This window comes from Shinella sp. S4-D37, assembly GCF_040812195.1.
GTDB lineage: Bacteria > Pseudomonadota > Alphaproteobacteria > Rhizobiales > Rhizobiaceae > Shinella.
Genome location: NZ_JBFNXL010000005.1, coordinates 3,013,835 through 3,030,580 on the forward strand (window position 1 = coordinate 3,013,835; position 16,746 = coordinate 3,030,580).

Sequence of the window (16,746 nt, forward strand, 5' to 3'; positions counted from 1 at the left end):
TCGACAAACCGCACTCACGAAAGGGTCTAGCAAATGACCATCAACCGTCGTCGCATGGGAATTTTTCGTTCAATCGGCGCCAAGATTCTGGCGATCCAGATCGGCTCCAGCCTGGCGATTGCCGGCGTCATCGGTGGCGGTGCCTATTACGGCATCAGCACCATGACGGACTCGATGAAGTCGATTTACGACGATCGCGTCGTGCCCCTTCAGCAGCTTAAACTGGTTTCGGACGCCTATGCGGTCAACATCGTTGACACCACGCATAAGCTGCACGCCGGCAGCATCGACTGGCAACAGGCGGCAACCAACCTCGACAGCGCCACGCAAACCATTGCCGATCAATGGTCAACCTATCTGTCGACCGACCTTACGCCCGACGAAAGCGTTATCGTCGAGACGGCGAAGACCGACATGGCGAAGTCCAACACGAAAGTGGAAGAGCTGAGGGGCATCCTTCGGCTGCGCGACTTCACCAAACTCGACACATTCGCCAAGAACGACCTCTACCCGGCCATCGATCCCATAACCGAAGGCATCGGCAAACTCACCGAATATCAGCTTGAAGCCGCCAGGGAATTGCGCGAACAGGGCATAGAACTGTTCCGCTCCCTGATCCAGCTCATGTCGATCATGAGCCTTCTGATCACGGCGGCGGCAATCGGCGTCGTCGTGGTGGTAACCAACACCATCAAGCGCAATCTCTCCACCGCGACGGGTCTGGCAGACGCGGTCGCACAGGGCGATGTGGCGGCGACGGCCTCCGTCAATTCCAATGACGAGATCAAGGACCTCATAGACTCCCTCAACACGATGACCGGCAACCTGCGCAATACCGCCAACATCGCCGACCAGATCGCCAACGGCGACCTCACGGTGACACCGAAGCCGCTGTCCGACAAGGACACGCTCGGCCTTGCGCTGGAAAGCATGGTCGAGCGCCTGCGCGGCGTCGTCGCCGACGCGCTGTCGGCCGCCAACAACGTCTCGTCCGGCAGCCAGGAACTGTCGGCCAGCTCCGAGCAGCTTTCGCAGGGCGCGACGGAACAGGCATCGTCGGCCGAAGAGGCCTCCGCCTCGATGGAGGAGATGGCGTCCAACATCAAGCAGAACGCCGACAACGCCGCCCAGACGGAAAAGATCGCCCGCCAGTCCGCCAAGGATGCAGAAGCCTCCGGCGAGGCCGTCGGCCGCGCCGTCGGCGCCATGCGCACCATCGCGGAGAAGATCTCCATCGTCCAGGAGATCGCCCGCCAGACCGACCTGCTTGCCCTCAACGCGGCCGTCGAGGCGGCACGCGCCGGCGAGCACGGCAAGGGCTTTGCCGTCGTCGCCTCGGAGGTGCGCAAGCTCGCCGAGCGCAGCCAGGCGGCCGCCGCCGAGATCAGCACGCTGTCCGGCCAGACGGTGTCCGTCGCCACGGAAGCCGGCGAGATGCTGAACCGGCTGGTGCCCGATATCCGCAAGACCGCCGAACTCGTCTCGGAAATCTCGGCAGCCTGCCGCGAGCAGGATATCGGTGCCTCGCAGATCAACGAGGCGATCCAGCAGCTCGACAAGGTGACCCAGCAGAATGCCGGCGCCTCGGAGGAAATGTCCGGCACCTCGGAAGAGCTTGCCGCCCAGGCCGAGGAGCTGCAGACCTCGATCGCCTTCTTCCGCGTCGACCGTGCCTCCGGCGTCCAGGTCACCCAGCAGCGCCGCTCGGCTCCCGCAGCCTCGCGCCCGGCCGCCAAGCCTGTCGCCGCCCCGGCCCGCAAGTCCGACAACAGCGTCAACGCCCAGCAGGCCCGCGCCCGCGGCTTTGCCCTCGACATGTCGATGGGCGGCCCGGATGCCGACGACGCCGACTTCAAGGAAAGCGCCTGATCATGGCCGGCACATCCTCCGAATCGCAATTCGTCACCTTCAGTCTCGACAACGAGGTCTTCGCGGTGCCGGTCTCGGTCGTCCGGGAGATCCTCGACCACGAGGATGCCTTCAAGATCCCGCACGGGCCGGAATACCTGCTCGGTCTCAGGGACGTGCGAGGCCAGGGTGTGCCGGTCATCGACCTGCGTCTTCGTCTCGGCATGACGAGGACCGAGAAGACGCCACACACGCGCGCCCTGGTGCTTGACGTGCCGATCGGCGAGAAGATCCTCACCCTCGGCCTCGTCGCCGACCGGGTCTTCGAGGTCATTCCCTTCCGCAGCGACGAAATCGAGGGCGCGCCGGACATCGGCGTGCGCTGGCCGTCCGACTACATTGCCGGCGTCGTGCGCCGCAATGGCGGTTTCGTCGTCATCGTCGATCTGGCGCGCCTGTTCTCCGGCGCCGAGATGGCGATGATGGGCTCGGCGGGCCGCCTCGCCGCAACGGCATAGTTTCGGGAGGACGGGCGTGGGAGCAGCATTGCGGATACAAGGGGCCGAAGAGGGGCTGAGCAGCCGGAACTTCGAAGCCCTGGCGCGCTATATCTACGACTACAGCGGCATCAAGATGCCGATCACGAAGATGACCATGCTGGAGGGCCGCCTGCGCCGGCGCCTTCGGGCCACCGGCATCGCCAGCTTCAACGACTATTGCGACTATCTCTTCAAGCGCGGCGGCATCGAGAAGGAGGCTATCTTCCTGATCGACGCCGTGACGACGAACAAGACCGATTTCTTCCGCGAGCCGAAGCACTTCGACTACATGGCCGCGACCGGCCTGCCGGAACTGGCGGCGGCCGGCCACAAGCGGCTGCGGCTGTGGAGCGCCGCCTGCTCCATCGGCGCCGAGCCCTATACGATGGCGATGGTGATGCAGGATTTCGTCGACGCGAATTCCGGCCTCGACTATCGCATCCTCGCCACCGACCTTTCCACCGACGTGCTCGCAGCCGCCCGCCGCGCCGTCTATCCGCGCGACATGATCCAGCCCGTGCCCGCCGAGACGCAGCGCCGCTATGTGATGGTCTCGCGCGATGCCAGGCGCGGCGAGGTGCGCATCCATCCGCGTCTGCGCTCGACGATCGGCTTTGCCCGCATGAACCTCATGGACAGCACCTACAGGGTGGGCGAGCCGATGCACATGATCTTCTGCCGCAACGTGCTGATCTATTTCGACAAGCCGACGCAGGCCAAGGTCCTGTCGCGGCTCTGCGACTGCCTGGTGCCCGGCGGCTTCCTCTATGTGGGCCATTCAGAGACGGTTACCGGCATTTCCCTGCCGATGCGCCAGGTCGCCAACACGGTTTTCAAGAAGATCTGATGACCCCTCCCGGCAAGAAGATCCGCGTCCTCATCATCGACGACTCGGCGAGCGTGCGCCAGGCGCTGACCCACGTCCTCGAGCAGGATCCGGAGATCGAGGTGATGGGCGCGGCCTCCGATCCCTTCATGGCGGCAAGGAAGATCCAGGAGCAGGTCCCCGACGTCATCACGCTCGACGTGGAGATGCCGCGCATGGACGGCATCACCTTCCTGCGCAAGATCATGTCGCAGAAGCCGATCCCCGTCGTCATGTGCTCCTCGCTCACCGAGGAGGGCTCGGAGACGCTGATGCAGGCGCTGGAGGCCGGCGCCGTCGACATCATCCTGAAGCCGAAGATCGGGGCGGCCGACCATCTCGCCGAATCCGGCACTCGCATCCGCGAAGCCGTCAAGGGTGCCGCCGTCGCCCGCCTCGGCCAGAACCGGCGCGCGGCCGCGGCGAGCGGGCCGACCGCAAAACTCACCGCCGATGCGGTGCTGCCCCCGCCCTCCGGCCGCGCCATGGCGAAGACGACCGAGATGGTCGCCTGCGTCGGCGCCTCGACGGGCGGGACGGAAGCGCTACGCGTGCTCCTGGAACAGTTGCCGGCCAATTCCCCCGGCATCGTCATCGTGCAGCACATGCCGGAGAAATTCACGGCCGCCTTCGCCAGGCGCCTCGACAGCCTGTGCGAGGTGGCGGTGAAGGAAGCCGTGCATGGCGATCCGGTCCTGCGCGGCCATGTGCTGATCGCCCCCGGCGACCGGCACATGATGCTGGAGCGGCAGGGCGCGCGCTACCATGTCGCCGTGCGCGAGGGACCCCTCGTCTCGCGCCACCGGCCGTCCGTCGACGTGCTCTTCCGCTCCGCCGCGCGCGCGGCCGGGGCGAACGCCATGGGCGTCATCCTCACCGGGATGGGCGACGACGGCGCGCGCGGCATGAACGAGATGCACCAGGCCGGCGCCTATACGGTGGCGCAGGACGAGGCGAGTTCCATCGTCTTCGGCATGCCGAAGGAGGCGATCGCCCATGGCGGCGTCGACAGGATCCTGCCGCTCGACCAGATCGCCCGCGAGATCCTCGCCGCCGACCGCCGGCGATAAAGCATCGCGCCCCGGCGCGTTTTCACCGGCTGTTAACCATGATTGGCGAGGATGGCGAAGCACCATGCGAGGGTGCTTTGCGAGCGATGACAGGCTCAAGAACCGTTCCGGGGAGCCTCATGCCCGTCATCACCTTCGCCAACACCAAGGGTGGCGCCGGCAAGACCACCGCGGTCCTGCTGCTTGCGACCGAGCTTGCCCGCCTCGGCTTCCGCGTCTCGGTGCTCGACGCCGACCCGCAGCACTGGATCACCCGCTGGCATGAGAATTCCGAAGGCCTGCTCGGCAACCGCCTCTGCGTTGTGCCCTATGTCACGATGGGAACGATCGACCGGCAGCTCGCCGAGGAGAAGGCGCGCGCCGATTTCGTGCTGATCGACCTGCCGGGCTCACGCAGTTCCCTGCTCGCCAAGGCCGTGGGCTATTCCGACTATGTCCTCATCCCCGTGCAGGGCTCCGCCATGGACGCACAGGGTGGCGCCAATGTCATCGAGCTCCTGCAATATCTGGAAGACAAGGCCGATATCCGTATCCGCCATTCCGTCGTGCTCACCCGCGTCAATTCCATGGTGACGACGCGCGCGATGCATGCGGTCAAGGACCTGCTGGCCGCCCGCCGCGTCCATCTTCTGCAGACGCCGATCATCGAGCGCGCGGCCTTCCGCGACATCTTCGGCTGCGGCGGCACGCTCTATTCGATGGATGCGCGACGTGTCAGCAATCTCGACAAGGCGCAGGAGAACGCCCGGGCACTGGCGCTCGAAGTGCTCCAGCAGATTCCCGCCGCGCTGCGCCCGACCGCGGCGGAGAGGCTGAGAAACGTCGCCTGAACCTCACCGGTTCTCGCAAAAAGGCCGCGGAAAAACCGCGGCCTTTTTGCGTCTTGTCCGAAGCCGGCTCAGAGCGCAGCGACGACGATGACCTCGACGAGATAGTCGGGCGTCGCCAGCTTGGATTCGCCGGTGGCGCGGGCCGGGGTGTGGCCCTGCGGCGCCCAGCCGTCCCACACGGCGTTCATCTTGGAGAAATCGGCCATATCGGCAAGCCAGATCTGGGTGGAGAGGATGCGGGTCTTGTCCGTGCCGGCAAGCGCCAGCAGGCGATCGACCTCGGCAAGCGCCTGCTTCGTCTGTTCGGTGACGTCGGAGCCGGCCTCGCCGACCTGCCCGGCCAGATAGACGGTGCCGTTGTGCACGACGGCCTGGCTCATGCGCGGGCCGGTTTCAAAGCGTTTGATATCCATGTCTCGTTCCTGTCAGGTCTTGAGAATTCGCGGCAAAGACCGCAGGCCGACAAAGCCCGGCGGCGGGCCGTCTATACGAGGCCCGGCGCACGGGCGCCAGTGGCGGGGCGCGAAAATCGCTGGCCCGCCGCGGGCCGGTCGTCCTTACGCCACGCGCTTGCGGCGCTCGATGCGGGCGCGGATGGCGTCCACGTCGACCCGCGGCGTCGCGGCGAAGAGGGTCTTGGTGTAGCTGTGCTGCGGGTTCTCGAACACCTGGTCGCGGCTGCCGTATTCGACGGCCTCGCCGAAATACATCACCATCACATCGTCCGCGATGTGGCGCACGACCGACAGGTCGTGGCTGATGAAGACATAGGTCAGCTTGAACTCGTCCTGCAGGTCGGCGAGCAGGTTCAAGACCTGGGCCTGCACCGAGAGGTCGAGCGCCGAGACGGGCTCGTCGAGCACCAGAAGGCGCGGATTGAGCATCAGCGCGCGGGCGATCGCCACGCGCTGGCGCTGGCCGCCGGAGAACATGTGCGGGTAGCGCCCGTAGTGCTTCTCCTCCAGGCCCACCTTCTTCAGCATGGCCATGGCGCGGTCGCGCCGCTCGCCCGCCGGCACCCTCGTGTTGATGACCAGCGGCTCCGTCAGGATGTCGCCGATCTTCTTGCGCGGGTTGAGCGAACCGTAGGGATTCTGGAAGACGATCTGCACCTTGCTGCGCATTTCCGCGGTCAGCGGCTCGTGCGCGATATCGACCTTGCGGCCGTCGATCAGCATGTCGCCCTCGGTGACCGGGTCGATCATCGTGACCATGCGGGCAAGGGTGGACTTGCCGCAGCCGCTTTCGCCGACGATGGCGAGCGTCTTGCCCTGCTCGACCGTAAAGCTCACGCCCTTGACGGCGTGGACGGTCTTGGCCGGTTTGAACAGGCCGCCGGGGATGTGGTAGTCGCGCTTCAGGTTCTTTGCTTCGAGAACAGGGGTCATCGGGCTGCTCCTGCAAAAATCTCGGCGTCGGTCAGCTTCTCCGTGATCGTCGGCAGGCGGCCGCCGGTGGCGTTTTCCGGCAGGGCCGAAAGCAGCGCCCTGGTATAGACGCTCTTCGGGGCCGAGAAGAGCGACAGGACGTCGGCCTCCTCGATCTGGCGGCCCTTGTACTGCACGATGACGCGATCGGCGGTTTCGGCGACGACGCCCATGTCATGGGTGATGATGATGAGGCCCATGCCGTGTTCGGCCTGGAGCTTCATCAGGAGGTCGAGGATCTGCTTCTGGATCGTCACGTCGAGCGCGGTGGTCGGCTCGTCGGCGATCAGGAGCTTCGGATTGCAGGCAAGGGCGGTCGCGATCATCACGCGCTGGCACTGGCCGCCCGACATCTGGTGCGGGAAGTGGCCGAGGCGCTCTTCCGGGTTCGGAATGCCGACCGACTGGAACAGTTCGATCGCCCGGTCGCGCCGCGCCTTGCGGGAAAGATCCGTGTGGATGCGCAGCACTTCCTCGATCTGGTAGCCGACCGTGAAGCACGGATTGAGGCTGGCGATCGGCTCCTGGAAGATCATGGCGATATCCTTGCCGATGATCCTGCGCCGGTCGCCGTCGGACATGGCCTGCATGTTGCGGCCGTTGAAAGTGAGGACGTCCGCCGTCACCTTCGCCGTCCACGGGAGAAGACCCATGGCCGCGAGCATGGAGACCGACTTGCCCGAGCCGGATTCGCCGACGATGGCGAGCACTTCGCCCTCGTCGACCTTGAGCGAGACGCCGTCCACGGCGCGGAAGGGACCGGAGGCCGTCTGGAATTCGACGGTGAGGTTTTTGACTTCGAGAAGCGACATCACGACCTCTTCAGCTTGGGATCGAGGGCGTCGCGCAGGCCGTCACCCATGAGGTTGATGGCAAGCACGGTGATGAGGATGGCAAGGCCGGGGAAGGTGACGACCCACCAGGCGCGCTGGATGAATTCGCGCGCTTCGGCGAGCATCGTGCCCCATTCCGGCGTCGGCGGCTGGGCGCCCATGCCGAGGAAGCCGAGGGCCGCCGCATCGAGGATCGCCGCCGAGAAGGCGAGCGTCGCCTGGACGATGAGCGGGGCGAGGCAGTTCGGCAGGATCGTCAGGAACATCAGGCGCAGCGTGCCGGCGCCCGCGACCTTCGAGCCGACGACATAGTCCTTGGACTTCTCGGTCATCACCGCCGCGCGCGTCAGGCGCACGAAATGCGGCTGGTTGACGAGCGAGATGGCGATCATGGCGTTCAAGAGGCCCGGGCCCAGGACCGCGACCAGCACGAGGGCGAGCAGCAGCGAGGGAAACGCCAGGATGATGTCCATGATGCGCATGATGAACGTATCGACCTTGCCGCGGAAATAGCCCGCGACAAGACCGATCAGGACGCCCGAGACCACCGACAGCGTCACGACGACGAGACCGATGAAGAGCGAGAAGCGTGCGCCGTAGATGAGGCGCGAGAGGATGTCGCGGCCGACGGCGTCGGTGCCGAGAACATGCCCCCACATGCCGCCGTCCTGGAAGACCGGCGGCAGGAGAAGCAGCTCGCGGTTCTGGCTGCTCGGGCTGTGCGGCGAAACGATCGGCGCGAAGACCGCCACGAACAGGATGACCAGGAAGAACGCGAGGCCGATGACGGCGCCCTTGTTGCGCGAGAAATAGAACCAGAATTCGGAAAGGCCCGAGGGCGGCGTGCCACCCGTCTTGGTGTCGGCCGTGTTTTGAACCGTGCTCATGGATCGTCTCCTAGTGCCGGATACGCGGGTTGACCCAGCCGTAAAGCAGGTCGACCACGAGGTTGACGATCATGATGACGGCGGCGATCAGCATCAGGCCACCCTGCACCACGGCATAGTCGCGCTTGAAGACGCTGTCGACCATCCACTTGCCGATGCCCGGCCAGGAGAAGATCGTCTCTGTGAGGATGGCGCCCGCCAGCAGCACGCCGACCTGCAGGCCGATCGTGGTGATGACGGGGATCATCGCATTGCGCAGGGCATGGATGCCGATGACGCGGAACGGCGAGAGGCCCTTGGCGCGGGCGGTGCGGACATAGTCCTCGCCGAGCACTTCGAGCATGGCCGAGCGCGTCTGGCGCGCGATGACGGCGAGCGGGATCGTCGCAAGCACGATCGTCGGCAGGATCAGGTAGGTCAGCGCCGATTTGAACGCCCCCGCCTGGCCCGAGATCAGGCTGTCGATCAGCATGAAGCCGGTGACCTGCGGGAAGAAGTACATCAGCGAGATGCGTCCCGAGACCGGCGTCCAGCCGAGATAGCCGGAGAAGAAGATGATGAGCAGCAGGCCCCACCAGAAGATCGGCATCGAATAGCCGATGAGCGCGACGCCCATCAGCGACTGGTCGAGCCAGGTCCCCCGCTTCACCGCGGCGAGCATGCCGGCCGGAATGCCGAGCACGACGGCGACGATGATGGCGCAGAGCGAAAGCTCCAGCGTTGCCGGGAAGAGCAGCATGAAATCATCGAGCACCGGCCGCTTGGTCACGATGGACGAGCCGAAGTCGCCCGTGAGCAGGCCGGCGAGGTAGTCGAAATACTGGATGTACATCGGCCGGTCGAGCCCGAGCTGGTGCATGAGCTCGGCGTGCCGTTCCGGCGACATGACGCGCTCGCCCGACATCAGCATGACCGGATCGCCCGGCAGAAGTCGAATGAAGGAGAACGCGATGAGCGATACCCCGAGGAACGTGGGTATCAGGACGGCGAGCCGCCCGAAGATAAAACGAAACATGGGAGCCAATCCCTTCTTTTTGTGAAAAACCGGCGGCCCGAATGTCTTCGAGCCGCCGGCCAATGCACGCTCTTTGCGGCGTGCCTTTCTCGTAGCGATCTTACTCGGCGATGTCCACGCCGTCGAAGATGAAGTCACCGAGCGGCGACTGGATGAAGCCGGAGACCTTCTTGCTCATCGGAACGACGGCGAGCGAGTGGTCGAGCGTGTTCCAGGGGGCTTCGCGCTTGAAGACGACCTGGGCCTCTTCGTAGAGCTTCGTGCGCTCTGCAACGTCGGCGGTTTCCTTCGCCTTCGTCATCAGGTCGTCGAATTCCTTGTTGCACCACTGCGCACGGTTGTTGCCGCCGACGGCGTCGCAGCCGAGCAGAGTGTCGAGGAAGTTGTCCGGGTCGCCGTTGTCGCCCGTCCAGCCGAGGATGGCCGCGCCGTCGCGGTCCTTGGCGGAGGAGAGCTTCAGGTATTCGGCCCATTCGTAGGAGACGATCTCGGCCGTGACGCCGATCTTGGCAAGGTCGGCCTGCATCAGTTCCGCCGCACGGCGGGCGTTCAGCATGTACGGACGGGCAACCGGCATCGCCCAGATCTTCATCTTGAGATCCTTGACGCCTGCTTCTTCAAGCATCTTCTTGGCGGCTTCCGGATCGAACGCATCGTCGACGACGGCGTCGTTATACGACCACATGGTCGGCGGAATCGGGTTCTTGGCGACGGTTGCCGCGCCCTGGAAGACGGCATCGACGATGGCCTGGCGGTTGATCGCCATGTTGAGGGCCTTGCGGACCTCGACCTTGTCGAACGGCGCCACCAGCGTGTTGTAGGCGAGGTAAGCGACGTTGAGGCCGGCCTGCTCGGAGACGTGCAGGTTCGGATCGGCCTTCAGCTCGGCGACGTCGGCCGCGTTCGGATAGGACATCAGGTGGCATTCGCCGGCCTTCAGCTTCTGGGCGCGAACGGCGGCGTCCGTGGTGATCGCGAAGACGAGATCGTCGATCTTCTGCTTGCCGCCCCAGTAGTCCGGGTTGGCCTTGTAGCGGATCGCGGCATCCGGCTGGTAGGCGACGAAGGTGAACGGACCGGTGCCGAGCGGCTGCTGGTTCATCAGCTCCATCTTGCCGTCAGCCTGCAGCTTGTCGGCATATTCCTTGGAGACGATGGAGATGAAGGGCATGCCGAGGTTGGCGAGCAGCGGCGCTTCCGGGCGCTTCAGCGTGATCTTGACCGTCAGGTCGTCGACCTTCTCGATCTTGTCGAGCACATCGGGCAGGCCCATGCCGGAGAAGTATTCCCAGGACGCGCCCGGCACGTACTTGTTCCAGGCGTTGTCTTCCTTGTACTGGCGCTCGAAGGAGAAGATCACGTCGTCTGCGTTCAGCTCACGCGACGGGGTGAAATACTCGGTCGTCTGGAACTTCACGCCCTTGCGGAGCTTGAAGGTATACTCCTTGCCGTCGGCGGAGATTTCCCAGCTCTCGGCCAGCGCAGGCTCGATCTCGGTCGTGCCGCGCTTGAACTCCACCAGCCGGTTGTAGACCGTGTGCGCCGCTGCGTCGAAGGTCTGGCCGCCGGTGTAGAGACCGGGGTCGAAGCCTTCCGGCGACGCTTCCGAGCAGTAGACGAAGGTCTTCGACCAGGCGGCCGTACCCATCAGCGAGGCAAGCGCCGTCGCCGCGAGGAGAGTAGTCAGCTTTTTCATAGTGAGCTTCCCAGGTTTGGTTTTTTGTTCTCTTGTCAGGCTCGGGTGCGCTTCCGGCCCGGACCTTGCCGGGGATGGAACGACATTTGCCGCAGGATTGCAATAAGTCCGCGAACAAATTTGTCCAAACGGAAAAACCTGCAGAACATTATTCTCCACAGCATTAGAAACGGCTTCAAAAGTGCGCGAATCACCCTCCCCCCACCGTGTCAATCCCGACCTGAATGGATAGCGGCGGCACGGCCGGCGTGCCATAAGGGGACATCGAGGCAAGAGGGACTGCCCTTCGCGCTCCCGCCCTGTGGCGGCAGGGCGGAGCAAAAGGACGAAGGGCAGTCCCGCTTATATTTTTCCATTCATTTCAGATACTTGCCTGGTGGCCCACGAAAAAAGTGGCCCATCCTCGTAAAATTGTCCCGCAAAACCCTTTGCCGCCAGAAATTGTGGCGCTAGATTTGAACGCGTGGAATCCTGGGGATAGAGACCACGTGCCCGTCTTGAACAAACACTACCGGTGCTATGATTTCGAAAGCGATCTTGAGAAGGCTCTCAATCGCGTCGATTTCTTTCGCATCTTCCATACCCTGGCGCTGCGCTACGGTTTCGAGCATTTCGGCATCCTGCAACTGGCCAACGAGCACGAGTCCAGCCACCTTGCGGGCCGCCTCGTGCTGCACGACCTGCCGGCCGGCCTTGCCGAGGCCTACGACAAGCGCCATCGCCTCAACGAATCCGCCATCTTCAAGAGCTTCTACAAGTCGACGATCCCGACCGTGTGGCTGAGCGACGACCCGGCCGAGAACGGCACGGCCGGCAGCAGCGATTTCCTGGAGCAGATCGGCTTCGACATGGCGCTCGCCCTGCCGGTCCACTCCATCGCCGGCGCGCGCTACGTGGTGCTCTTCCTCGGCGATGGCGAGGATATCGGCCGCAACGCCCATTACGAGATCTGCTACGAGGCCAACTGCGCCTTCGACTATTTCTATCGCAAGGTGCTCTCCAACAAGGCCGGCATGGGCCTGACGCCGCGCGAGACGGAAATCCTGCGCTGGATCTCCTACGGCAAGACGGCGAGCGAGATCGCCCTCATCGTCTCGGTCTCCGAGCATACGGTGAACTCGCACACGGCAACGATCCTCAAGAAACTCGACGTCGTCAACCGCACGCAGATGGTGGCGAAGGCGATCCGCGAGCAGATCATCCAATAATGTCGCAAAACAGGTCCGCGGCATGATCGATAACAAAGTTAGGGACTTGTTAATGACCGCGGCCTGGATGAGAGTAGCCGCGACCGTCGGCCAACCATTCGATGCAATCAGGTTCACCCACCGCCATGACCGCAACCGTGCATATCCTGCTTGTCGATGACGACCCTGCGGAAGACGTCATCCTTCGCGCGTTGATGCGCAGGGTCACGACCTATGAGATCAAACTCGACTATGCGGAGACGGTGGAGGCGGCGCTGGATTTCATCCGCGCGTCCGGCGTGCAGCTCGACATGATCCTGATGGACAACCGGCTGCAGCCTCAGGCGGATTTCCGCGAGACCGTGCCGGAACTCCGGCGCAACGGCTATATCGGGCCGATCGGCGTCATTTCCTCGTCGATCAGCGATGCCTATTTCCAGAAGATCGACGACTACGGCGTCGACTTCCGCATCGACAAGGCCGAACTCGACCCGACGGCCATCGAATTCATCCTGCAGGAATATGTAAAGCGCGACGCCGACGCGTGAGCGCCGGCGCGCGTTCGGTCTTGCGGCGCCTCAGGCGGCGGGCTGACGCACGGCGGCGTTTTCCAGGCCGAGCAGCATGCCGATCTGCGGGCGGGCCTTGACCAGATCGTCGATCGTATATTGCTGGAGCACTTCGAAGAAGGCGTTCAGCGCCTTGCGCAGCGCCGAGTTGAGGCCGCAGCTGTCGACCAGCGGGCACTCGATCTCGCCCGCCTCGAAACATTCGGCCATGGCGAAGGAATCCTCCGTCACGCGCACGACGTCGAACAGGGTGATCTCCGTCGCCGACCTCGGCAGGCGCACGCCGCCGTTGCGGCCACGCACGGTCTCGATGATCCCGGCGCGCGTCAGCGGCTGGAGGATCTTGAACAGGAACAGCTCGGACACGCCGTAGGCCCTGGCGATCTCCGGGATGCGGCTGAGTTTGTCACCATTCGCCGCGCAGTACATCAACATGCGCACCGCATAGTTGGTTTGTTTCGTCAGACGCATCGGGAACTCCGAATCCGGTTTTCAGTCCGAACACATATAGGGCACTTCGCTGTTTAGAACAATTCCAAAAAGCGGAAAATCACATTCATGTTATGGCAGGGATCGCACGGTTGACTGCGAGGGGCAAGCCGTTAAACACGACTTTAGCAGTTAAGAATAAATGCACCAGGAGGATCCGATGCAACTGCTTAAGACGTCGCTCGCCGCCCTTGCCCTCTCGACAGCCGGTCTGGCCCTTGCCGCACCCGCTCTTGCAGAAGGCGAAGTCAACATCTACTCCTACCGTCAGCCGGACCTGATCAAGCCGCTGCTCGACGAGTTCACCAAGGAAACCGGCATCACCACCAACGTGCTCTTCCTCGACAAGGGCCTGGTGGAGCGCATCCAGGCGGAAGGCGCAAACTCGCCAGCCGACGTCATCCTGACGGTCGATATCGCCCGCCTGACGGAAGCCAAGGAAGGCGGCGTCACGCAGCCGGTCCAGAACGACGTCATCAACAAGGACATTCCCGCGCAGTATCGCGATCCGGACGGCGACTGGTTCGGCCTGACCACGCGTTCGCGCGTCGTCTACGCCTCCAAGGACCGCGTCGCGCAGAACGAGATCACCTACGAGGAGCTCGCCGACCCGAAGTGGAAGGGCAAGATCTGCACCCGTGACGGCCAGCACTCCTACAATATCGGCCTCATCGCCTCGATGATCGCCCATCATGGCGAGGCCGAAGCCGAAAAGTGGCTGACGGGCCTGAAGGACAACCTCGCCCGCAAGCCCGACGGCGGCGACCGCGACCAGGCCAAGGCGATCCTCGCCGGCGAGTGCGACATCGCGCTCGGCAACTCCTACTATGTCGGTCTGATGATGACCAACGAGAAGGAGCCGGAGCAGAAGGACTGGGCAGCCGCCATCAAGGTGCTGTTCCCCAATGCCGGCGATCGCGGCTCGCATGTCAACGTCTCCGGCATGGCGCTCGCCAAGAACGCCCCGAACAAGGACAATGCGCTGAAGCTGATGGAATTCCTGTCGGCCGGCACCGCGCAGCAGATCTATGCCGAGCAGGTCTACGAATACCCCGTGCTGCCGGGCGCCGAGCCCTCCGACGTCGTCAAGTCCTTCGGACCGCTGAACCCGGATGCCCTGCCGCTCGCCGATATCGCGGCGAACCGCAAGACGGCTTCGGAACTGGTGGACAAGGTCGGCTACAACGACGGCCCGTCGCAGTAACAGGACGCCTATCAAGGCCAAACCAGGAAACGGCGGCTCTCGGGCCGCCGTTTTCGTTCATTGCAGGTCCGGATCCGACTGGCCGGTGATGCTCCGGCTGTAGTCGAGGATATCCTTCTTGCGCTGCGGCGTGCCCGGATGGGTGGAGAGGATGTTCGTGTCCCCCCTGTCGCCGAGCTTTTCCTCCAGCAGTCCGAAAAAGCGGGCGATCGCGGTGGGGTCGTAGCCGGCCTTCGCCATCAGCTCCACCGAGCGCCGGTCGGCCTCGGCCTCCGCGCTGCGCGAATAGGACAGCGCCAGCAAGCCGCCGCCCTGCACCAGCACGTCCTCCACTGCCGAGCCGACATCGCCGGCGATCAGCATGATCAGGCCGGTCATGCCGGCGGCGCGGTAGAACTGGCGCAGGCTGTGCTCCAGCTCGACATGGCCGATCTCGTGCGCGAGCACACCGACGATCATCTCCGTATCGCCGCCCGCCAGTTCGACGAGCTGGTCGGTGAGGACGAGCGTGCCGTCCGGCAGCGCGAAGGCATTCGGCCCGATCAGGCCGCCATCGCGGAAATTGAGGGTATAGGCCCCGGCCCCGCGCGGCGACTGGGCAGATATGCGGGCAAAGCCGTCGGCGATCTCCTTGCGACGGCCGTCCGGCAGCGTCGTCTGCGAGAAGGTCGTCCGGTCGAGCGCCTCCAGCGTGCCCCGCGCCATCAGCTGCGGCACGATCGGCGGCGTGGTGAGGATGGCGACCTCGACCAGCGCCGGCACGCCCCAGCGATAGACCGCGCCGCCCAGCACGAAGGCGGCGAGCACGATGACGACGAGGCGGAGCCGGAACTGTTCCAGCCAGTGCACGAGGCCTGCACCGCCCTTGCCGCGCGCGGCGAGGTAGCGGTCGATCCCGTCATTGTCCCAGGTCTCGAAGACCGAGCCGTCCGGAAAGGTCACCCGGCGGGGGATGGCCCCGACACGGCCGGAGATCTCGACCCAGGAGAGGCCCGCGCCGGCGAGCGGCTTCTCGCCGCCGACCGGCATGGCCGTAATCTCCCCGGCCCGCTCGACGAGGCGGGCCTCGACCGAGCGGCTGGAGCCGGCGGGGTGCCAATCCCCACCGGCGATGGTGGCATTGTCAGAAGCCAAAATCGAAACCTTCAAAGTCCATGAACTCCGAGCCGACGGCCGAGCCCTGCGCCTCGATGCGGCTGAACAGCTCGCCGACGTCGCCCGCAAAATGGATGCCGGTATGCTCCCAGGTATAGCGCGCCATCCGCACCGCCGCCCAGGGGCGCATCAGGCCGAAGGTCAGCAGCGTGACGATGACGTTGGAAATGGCGATCCAGGTGTAGCGGGTGCGCGAGATGTCGCTCAGCATGCGGTGCTGGCCGTCGAAAGTGGTGGCCGACCACGCGATGTTGCGCACGCCCGCGCGATAGAAGAGGCCCGCAATGCCGAAAGTGGCGAAAAGCACGATATAGCCGATCACCGCGCTGATCACGAGCGGGATCTGCTGTTCCGGCGTCAGCGCACCGGGCGTCTCGATCATCGGCAGGATCAGCGACAGGTTCATGAAGACGATGAGCGCGATGATGCCGAGGCCGACCAGCGCGATGAGGAACGACAGGAGCCAGGACTTGTAGAGCGGGCCGAGCCCGGGGTCCGTGTCGAAGGCCTTGCCGCCGTAGCGCAGGTTCGAGCCGACATAGCGCGAGACCCAGCGGCTGGCGAGCGGCGTCAGGATGCCGACGGTGATGACGGCGAGCAGGCTGCCGAGGATGAAGGCCTTGAACGCCCCGCCCGCGCCACCGACGAAATCGAAGCGGACATTGCGATAGCTCGTGACGCGCGCGGAAAAGCGCAGGCCCTTGGCGACGAGCCAGGGCAGCGCGATCAGCACGACCAGCGTCGGCAGCAGGACGAGGATCGGCATCAGCGTCGCGATGACGTTGAGCGCGATGAAGGCGCCAAGCACGATGAGGCGGCCGATGAGGATCTGCAGGCCCCTGGCATGATATTCGAAGGACCGGCCGAGCAGCACGGTATTGCCGTAGAAGTAACGGTTGCGCCGGACCTTGGCCCAGGCCGAATAGATGCCGAGCGTCAGGATGGTCAGCAGCACATTGACGATCCAGATGCCGAAATATTCCGACGCCTTGCCGGTAAACGTGATGCGGTGGAAGCCACCCGCCTGTCCCGCGGGCGCAGCAGATGCTGCAAATGCCATATCGTTCGCCCCTTCCCGATGAATAGAACACGAGGGCTTAACGGGCCGGGCTCGACGGCTATTCTTCGCAGG

Annotated in this window: 16 protein-coding genes and 2 pseudogenes; 9 read left to right on the forward strand and 9 right to left on the reverse strand. The window is 64.4% G+C overall.

The genetic code is table 11. From position 1 onward, the window contains the following. Window positions 1-54 precede the first annotated feature (54 nt). The 6 genes and pseudogenes from AB3G45_RS22295 to AB3G45_RS22320 form a co-directional block, all read left to right on the forward strand. Window positions 55-579, forward strand: a pseudogene (locus AB3G45_RS22295) (MCP four helix bundle domain-containing protein); the annotation flags it as partial. Window positions 580-636: 57 nt separating this feature from the next. Then, window positions 637-1,869: pseudogene (locus AB3G45_RS22300) on the forward strand (methyl-accepting chemotaxis protein); the annotation flags it as partial. A 2-nt stretch (window positions 1,870-1,871) separates the two neighbouring features. Continuing rightward, the gene (locus AB3G45_RS22305) at window positions 1,872-2,366 is read left to right on the forward strand and encodes a chemotaxis protein CheW (RefSeq protein ID WP_367832622.1); all 495 of its coding nucleotides are present in this window, start codon (window positions 1,872-1,874) and stop codon (window positions 2,364-2,366) included. 16 nt (window positions 2,367-2,382) lie between these two features. Next, window positions 2,383-3,234, forward strand: coding sequence for a protein-glutamate O-methyltransferase CheR (locus tag AB3G45_RS22310; protein WP_367832623.1), 852 nt, complete (start codon window positions 2,383-2,385; stop codon window positions 3,232-3,234). Continuing rightward, entirely contained in the window at window positions 3,234-4,322 is a 1,089-nt protein-coding gene (locus AB3G45_RS22315; RefSeq protein ID WP_367832624.1) for a chemotaxis response regulator protein-glutamate methylesterase, read from the forward strand. Before AB3G45_RS22310 ends, AB3G45_RS22315 begins: the two co-directional genes overlap by 1 nt. A 119-nt stretch (window positions 4,323-4,441) precedes the next feature. Continuing rightward, complete coding sequence (locus AB3G45_RS22320; protein WP_367832625.1) at window positions 4,442-5,152, forward strand: AAA family ATPase; 711 nt, start codon at window positions 4,442-4,444, stop codon at window positions 5,150-5,152. A 68-nt stretch (window positions 5,153-5,220) separates the two neighbouring features. Here AB3G45_RS22320 and AB3G45_RS22325 read toward each other — a convergent pair whose 3' ends face one another. The 6 genes from AB3G45_RS22325 to AB3G45_RS22350 all read right to left on the reverse strand — a co-directional run bounded on the left by AB3G45_RS22325 (window position 5,221) and on the right by AB3G45_RS22350 (window position 11,010). Beyond that, on the reverse strand, window positions 5,221-5,565 hold the full coding sequence (locus tag AB3G45_RS22325) for a RidA family protein (protein ID WP_367832626.1): 345 nt from the start codon (window positions 5,563-5,565) through the stop codon (window positions 5,221-5,223). A gap of 144 nt (window positions 5,566-5,709) precedes the next feature. Then, window positions 5,710-6,540 (reverse strand): dipeptide ABC transporter ATP-binding protein, encoded by an 831-nt coding sequence (locus AB3G45_RS22330; RefSeq protein ID WP_367832627.1) that lies wholly within the window; start codon window positions 6,538-6,540, stop codon window positions 5,710-5,712. Next, window positions 6,537-7,391, reverse strand: a complete 855-nt coding sequence (locus tag AB3G45_RS22335; RefSeq protein WP_367832628.1) for an ABC transporter ATP-binding protein — start codon at window positions 7,389-7,391, stop codon at window positions 6,537-6,539. Before AB3G45_RS22335 ends, AB3G45_RS22330 begins: the two co-directional genes overlap by 4 nt. Next, a complete protein-coding gene (locus AB3G45_RS22340) occupies window positions 7,391-8,299 on the reverse strand; it encodes an ABC transporter permease subunit (protein WP_367832629.1) in 909 nt (302 codons plus the stop codon). The genes AB3G45_RS22335 and AB3G45_RS22340 overlap by 1 nt, the downstream gene beginning before the upstream one ends. 10 nt (window positions 8,300-8,309) lie before the next feature. Beyond that, window positions 8,310-9,314 carry an ABC transporter permease subunit gene (locus tag AB3G45_RS22345; protein WP_367832630.1) on the reverse strand — a complete coding sequence of 335 codons (1,005 nt, stop codon included), beginning with the start codon at window positions 9,312-9,314 and terminating at the stop codon, window positions 8,310-8,312. A gap of 100 nt (window positions 9,315-9,414) precedes the next feature. Further along, window positions 9,415-11,010, reverse strand: a complete 1,596-nt coding sequence (locus AB3G45_RS22350; RefSeq protein ID WP_367832631.1) for an ABC transporter substrate-binding protein — start codon at window positions 11,008-11,010, stop codon at window positions 9,415-9,417. Between the two features lie 488 nt (window positions 11,011-11,498). Here AB3G45_RS22350 and AB3G45_RS22355 point away from each other — a divergent pair, with 488 nt between their 5' ends. Together AB3G45_RS22355 and AB3G45_RS22360 are read left to right on the forward strand one after the other, a co-directional pair. Beyond that, the gene (locus tag AB3G45_RS22355; protein ID WP_367832632.1) at window positions 11,499-12,218 is read left to right on the forward strand and encodes a LuxR C-terminal-related transcriptional regulator; all 720 of its coding nucleotides are present in this window, start codon (window positions 11,499-11,501) and stop codon (window positions 12,216-12,218) included. Window positions 12,219-12,343: 125 nt separating this feature from the next. Continuing rightward, window positions 12,344-12,745, forward strand: a complete 402-nt coding sequence (locus tag AB3G45_RS22360; RefSeq protein ID WP_367832633.1) for a hypothetical protein — start codon at window positions 12,344-12,346, stop codon at window positions 12,743-12,745. Between the two features lie 30 nt (window positions 12,746-12,775). Here the strand turns inward: AB3G45_RS22360 and rirA are convergent, their stop codons facing one another. Continuing rightward, on the reverse strand, window positions 12,776-13,237 hold the full coding sequence (gene rirA / locus AB3G45_RS22365) for an iron-responsive transcriptional regulator RirA (protein WP_367832634.1): 462 nt from the start codon (window positions 13,235-13,237) through the stop codon (window positions 12,776-12,778). A 178-nt stretch (window positions 13,238-13,415) separates the two neighbouring features. Between rirA and AB3G45_RS22370 the strand changes: the two genes are divergently transcribed. After that, window positions 13,416-14,459, forward strand: a complete 1,044-nt coding sequence (locus AB3G45_RS22370; RefSeq protein ID WP_367832635.1) for a Fe(3+) ABC transporter substrate-binding protein — start codon at window positions 13,416-13,418, stop codon at window positions 14,457-14,459. Between the two features lie 57 nt (window positions 14,460-14,516). Here the strand turns inward: AB3G45_RS22370 and AB3G45_RS22375 are convergent, their stop codons facing one another. Together AB3G45_RS22375 and AB3G45_RS22380 are read right to left on the reverse strand one after the other, a co-directional pair. Continuing rightward, window positions 14,517-15,593: a M48 family metallopeptidase gene (locus AB3G45_RS22375; RefSeq protein WP_367832636.1), complete on the reverse strand. Its 1,077-nt coding sequence runs from the start codon at window positions 15,591-15,593 to the stop codon at window positions 14,517-14,519. Further along, window positions 15,583-16,674 (reverse strand): YjgN family protein, encoded by a 1,092-nt coding sequence (locus AB3G45_RS22380; RefSeq protein ID WP_367832637.1) that lies wholly within the window; start codon window positions 16,672-16,674, stop codon window positions 15,583-15,585. Before AB3G45_RS22380 ends, AB3G45_RS22375 begins: the two co-directional genes overlap by 11 nt. Between the last annotated feature and the right edge of the window lie 72 nt (window positions 16,675-16,746).